The sequence below is a fragment of the Clostridium uliginosum genome (genome assembly GCF_900112485.1).
Lineage (GTDB): Bacteria > Bacillota > Clostridia > Clostridiales > Clostridiaceae > Clostridium > Clostridium uliginosum.
The window spans coordinates 1-4103 of record NZ_FOMG01000059.1; the positions used below are offsets into that span (position 1 = coordinate 1).

Below are 4103 nucleotides of genomic sequence, written 5' to 3' on the forward strand. Positions count from 1 at the left end.
CCCATTTCTTTAATAATATATGTTAGCTTGTATTTTACAATTTTTGAGTAATTAATCATTAGTGATGCCTCCTTAAATTTTTATATATTTAAGGGGCTACGCCGCATTTTTCTATATATTTGTCAAGTGTTAATTGAAAAAAAAGCAAGGTATATTTTTATACCTTACTTTTTTTGAACAATATCAATGTCATTTTGTTAACTAAATGACATTGGTCAATATGCTAGTCTATTTCGTGTTATGCTGCGTCAGCAGAATGGCCTAATAGCTCGCTATTAAACAATTTTGCTTCCTTGCCTGACGCAAAATATACATTTCATCTTGGACTTGTTATTTTCTTTCATGTGCCTTACATTTATGTTATTTACTTTTTGAATCATAGTAATTTTGTTCCATATATTCCATTTCTTTAACTATATCATCTATATCTATATCAAAAACCTCTTGAAAAGGATACTCCTTTATTAAATGTAGAGTTCCTATTCCATATCCACCACCATGAAATTCTAAAACTTTTTTATCTAAGTTTATAATGTATCTATTGGAGTGCATTATACCTGAATCGCCCATTATTTTATCATATTGAAAAGCGCTCATATCTCCTACATAATCTTCTGGCTCATCTGTTACCTCTATATTACTTAAATCAATTGTTTCAAAATCTCTTCTTTTCAAAGATTCTATAACATCTACTCCAATGCCTGATGGATAACCATCTGATGAAACTTCTACCTCTATTGTTTTTCTATTTTGAGTATAACCCAATGATGCTGATGTACCCATAGTTTCAACTCCTTATTTTTTTGAATGTGCCTAATATTTTTCTTTATTTTCCATATCTAAATCCGCCTAAAAGAAAGCTATTTATATTATTATATAGCAGAAGATAAAAATAATAAACCTACTTTTCATGTTCCAATTTTTGTAAGGTGACAGTTACCTTACAAAAATTGGAATATCAAAAAATAAAAAGTCTATTTTGTACTAAATACCTTCTTTAAATATCCTCTTCTACTTATTTCATAAATAAGTAAATAAACTATACTATATCCCATAAACGTATAAAGCATAATAGTATTCGCTACTTCACCACCATTGGTTTGCCCATTTATTTTAATTAAAATTATTCCTGTAATCACTAATGCTATAATAGCAGGAACTAAAAATATAATTCGTATTTCTTTGGATATAATATGCTTTATTTCACCAGTTGTTAAGCCTATTCTTTCAAAACTATTCTTTCTTTGCTTATCTTCATCTAAAGATGTGAATATTTTAAAGTATAGTATCGCGCCACTTCCAGTTAAAAAAATTATTGCTAGAAAGAAAAAGGTAAAGAATACAAAACTACATTTAGACATCTCTATATATCTTAAATTACTTTTTACACTTAATGTTTCTGCAAGTTCTTCTCCGCCTATTTTTTTAAGTTCTTCCTTTAAATCTTTGTTTATTCTCTTATAATCATGATCACTTTCTAAATCTACTAATATATCATAATATATATTTTCTGGATTAAGATTATTTTTAATTTTCTCATATACTTTATCATTAATTATTATAAATCCAGGTCTTATATCGTTAACACATTCATAAATCATATTAGTTAATTTCATTTTCTCATGTGCTATATTTTTTTCATCAAATTCTAAATACTTATTACTACTATTTTTTTTATATTCATCTAAATTTTTGATAAACTCAAAGACATAATCTCTATTTATGGCTTTACCTTTTTCAGTTAATTTTAAAGTTAAGTCACCACTAAAATTTCTTCTTCCATCTGCCTGGGTTGAGTCTTCTATAGGTACTATTGCCTCATTTTCTTTTAATTCTTTTGTAGATTTAGTATTTTCATTATAGGTCTCGTTACTAATTATTCTTAATGCACGTATCCTATATTCATCACTTTCAGGATTCTTTTCTATATATTGCTCTTCTATATTTTCAAGTTTCTTATATTCTTTAATTTTTCCTGCATGCTTTTCTATTATACTTCTAAAATTATTTTCATCTGATTGTTTTTTATTAACTATAATACTTAAGTCACTTCTATAACAATTATCCATCCAAACTCCACCTAGTTTGTAATATGAAAATCCTTGTGTTATAAAAAAAATTCCTGCACACGTCATTATTATTGATACAAAAATAGTAGCTCTATATGATAAGAATTTACTTTCTAATGTTTTTATTGTTACTATATTATTGTTATATGTTTTCTTAAATTTTTTTAATATAACTTCTACTAATGCCATAAAGAATCCTATTAAAAAATACAATGATACTATTGCTGCAATAGCAAAGACTACAGTATACTTTGTAATACCACTTGGTCCATCTATAAATTCAATAATATTCTTATATGAAACTACAAATGCAATAATTGATATTATACCTTTTACAAAAACACCTCTGCTAGCTACTTCTTTTTTTGATGAAAATTTTATTAGTTCAACTATAGAATGTTTTCTTAATAAAATTCTTTGATATAAGGAATTAATTGCAAATATAAGTAATCCTACTAGTGCTACGCTTAAAATCCCTATAATATTGATTTCAATATCTATATTATATATATCCATTACCTTTAAAAATGCCATATTAAATAACTTAGAAAATAAAATTCCTATGATAAGCCCTATGGCTATTGAAACACCTGATATAACAATGTTTTCATAAAAAAGTATTCTTAATATTTCCTTTGAAGTAAGCCCAATAGTATAATATACTCCTAATTCTTTTCCCCTAGTTTTTATAAAAGTTGCTGTTATATAAATCACAAATGCAATAAGAAATATAGTCATAATCCCTATAATTATATTTTTTTCAGGTCCTTTAAATATTTCTTTTGATTTCTCTATAAAGGTATCACTATAAAAAAAATTAAAAAACATAAATAATATACTTAATACAATGCTTGTACTCAAAAGGTATGCAATATAATTTTTAATATTATATTTAATATTCTTTAATATAAGTTCATTAAATTTCATTAGTACTTACCTCCAATTGCTGCTTGAGAATCAATTATTTTATCAAAGAACTCCTTTCTATTGCCATTAGAATTAATTTCAAATTCAATTTGTCCATCTTTTATAAAAATAACCTTCTTGCAAAATGAAGCTGCAAATGGATCATGAGTTACCATTAATATAGTAGCTTTTCTTTCTTCATTTATCTTAGTAAATATACTCATAATATTTTTTGATGATTTAGAGTCTAAATTTCCTGTTGGTTCATCTGCAAAAATAATTTTTGGTTCACTAACTAAAGCTCTAGCTACTGCTGTTCTTTGCTTTTGACCTCCTGACACATTATAAGGATAGCTATTTCCTATATCCTTTAGTTCTAGGAAATTTAGCAAATCATCCACCTTATTATCTATTAAATTCGGTGACACTTTATCAACTGTAAGTGGAAATCCAATGTTCTCTCTTATTGTTAAACTATCTAAAAGATTAAAATCCTGAAATATAAAGCCAAGATTCCTTCTCCTAAATAAAGCTAAATCATCTTTTTTTAGCTTTAAAATATTCTTATTATTAATAAATATATTTCCGGAAGTTCCATTATCTAGCCCTGACAAAATATTTAACAATGTAGTTTTACCACTTCCACTTGGACCCATAATGCCAATAAATTCTCCCTCATAAACCTTAAAACTCACATTATTTAATGCTCTTACTGCTTGTGCTCCTTTAAATGCATCATATACTTTAGTTAGTTTTTCACACTCTAAAATCTTCATTTTCATCTCTCCTAACCTAATTTTATTTAGCATATATGTTCTAATTAAAAATCCACACAATTAATTAAAGTTGTGCTAATTATAGTAGTAACTAATCATTACTAATTAAAAATAGCTAATTAGAATCATATATATAATTAAATTATATAATGGTTAATGAAATTCTCTAATTGATTACTCTTACAAAACCTTTCATGAGTGTAAGGTTTTAGGCACATGAAAGAAAATAACAAGTGCGAAATAGACTAGCTGACTTCCCAATGTCATTTAGTTAACGAAATGACATTGATATTGTTCAAAAAAAGCAAGGTATAAAAATATACCTTGCTTTTTTCAATTAACACTTGACAAA

Annotated in this window: 3 protein-coding genes; all 3 read right to left on the reverse strand. The window is 26.0% G+C overall.

Annotated features, from left to right (window positions below; all coding sequences use genetic code 11):
• Window positions 1–360: 360 nt before the first annotated feature.
• The gene (locus BM027_RS17730) at window positions 361–783 is read right to left on the reverse strand and encodes a hypothetical protein (protein WP_090094500.1); all 423 of its coding nucleotides are present in this window, start codon (window positions 781–783) and stop codon (window positions 361–363) included.
• A 191-nt stretch (window positions 784–974) separates the two neighbouring features.
• Window positions 975–2996, reverse strand: a complete 2022-nt coding sequence (locus BM027_RS17735) for an FtsX-like permease family protein (RefSeq protein WP_090094501.1) — start codon at window positions 2994–2996, stop codon at window positions 975–977.
• A complete protein-coding gene (locus BM027_RS17740) occupies window positions 2996–3751 on the reverse strand; it encodes an ABC transporter ATP-binding protein (RefSeq protein WP_090094502.1) in 756 nt (251 codons plus the stop codon). The genes BM027_RS17735 and BM027_RS17740 overlap by 1 nt, the downstream gene beginning before the upstream one ends.
• Window positions 3752–4103: the final 352 nt, after the last annotated feature.

Bases quoted from the DNA above. Each gene is read 5' to 3' on its own strand.
- BM027_RS17730 (WP_090094500.1), bottom strand. From the start codon at position 783: ATGGGTACATCAGCATCATTGGGTTATACTCAAAATAGAAAAACAATA.
- BM027_RS17735 (WP_090094501.1), bottom strand. From the start codon at position 2,996: ATGAAATTTAATGAACTTATATTAAAGAATATTAAATATAATATTAAA.
- BM027_RS17740 (WP_090094502.1), bottom strand. From the start codon at position 3,751: ATGAAGATTTTAGAGTGTGAAAAACTAACTAAAGTATATGATGCATTT.